This window comes from Auritidibacter ignavus (assembly GCF_003703835.1).
In the GTDB taxonomy this organism is placed as follows: Bacteria; Actinomycetota; Actinomycetes; order Actinomycetales; family Micrococcaceae; genus Auritidibacter; species Auritidibacter ignavus.
The window spans coordinates 1-1,227 of the sequence record NZ_RDQR01000050.1; the positions used below are offsets into that span (position 1 = coordinate 1).

Genomic DNA, 1,227 nt, shown 5'->3' on the forward strand with positions numbered 1-1,227 from the left:
CTTGGGTTCAAATCGTCAAGGCAACACCGGCGTGTTCGGCTTCAATCGGGGTGCGGTAGCCTAAACATTTCCGGGGCCGGGTGTTGAGTTCATGGGCGATCTGATCCAGGTCAGCTTGCGAGTACTTGCTCAGGTTAGTTTTCTTCGGTAGGTATTGGCGGATCAGCCCGTTGGTGTTTTCGTTAGTACCACGCTGCCAGGGGCTGAGTGGATCAGCAAAGAACACCTCTACACCGGTGGCCTGGGTGATGGTCTGGTGGTCGGCGAGTTCCATGCCGCGGTCCCAGGTCAGGGTCTTGACCTCGACTGATGATTGCTGGGTTCTGCGCTGGCTCAGCGCCGTGGTCAGGTGCTGTGCACTGCGATCAGCGAGCTGCACCAAATCGACTTTCCGACTGGCTCGATCCACGAGGGTGGCAATCTGGGAGCTGGTGCCGCCAATGATCAAATCGCCCTCCCAATGCCCCAGCATGGTCCGATCCTCGGCTTCGGCTGGCCGGTCATGAATGGAGCGGGCGTTTTTGATTTGGGACCGCCATTGACCCCGGGTGGAATAGTGCTTGCCGTGCCGAATCGGGCGATTGCGGCGCAAACACCGGTGAATATTATGCGGCAGGATCTTGCGGACCTTGTGCAAGTACACGGTCCGATAAATGGCCTCATGACTGATGTGCATCCGCGCATTGTTGGGGTAGTCCAAGCGCAGTCTGCCCGCGATCTGTTCCGGTGACCAGTAACGCTGCAATCGTGCGCTGACGTAGTTCGTCAGCACTGGGTTCTTTTGGAGTTTCAGCCGCTGCGACCGGGACCGCTTGCGGGTGGCGCGATCATGGGCATCGATGGCCCGATACCGCTTGGGACCCTTATTCTTAGCAATTTCTCGGCTGATCGTCGAAGGTGCTCTGCCCAGTTCCGCAGCAATAGTCCGGATGGATTTGTCGGCGGCCAAACCGCGTGAGATTTCCTCGCGCTCAACCAGGCTCAATGCGCCCGGCGGCGGGGTGGGCTCTGGGAACCAGATCCCACCCCGGGGCCGTAAGATCGAAAACACGGATCCAGGCGGCACGCCAACGGTTTCAGAGATCTCCGTAAAGGAGTGTCCTTGTTTCCATAGTTCCCAGACTCGGCGGCGTTCGGTCTCCGGCAGTCCAGGTCGTCCTAGTTTCGCCATATTCCACCTCTACCAGAAGTTGACTAGGGGTGTTGCACTGACGGTTTGAGTCTAGA

Annotated in this window: 1 protein-coding gene; it reads right to left on the minus strand. The window is 58.5% G+C overall.

Translation table 11 applies throughout. The features are described 5' to 3' along the window. Positions 1 to 7 precede the first annotated feature (7 nt). Entirely contained in the window at positions 8 to 1,171 is a 1,164-nt protein-coding gene (locus DYI20_RS12120) for an IS30 family transposase (protein ID WP_147472569.1), read from the minus strand. Positions 1,172 to 1,227 lie beyond the last annotated feature (56 nt).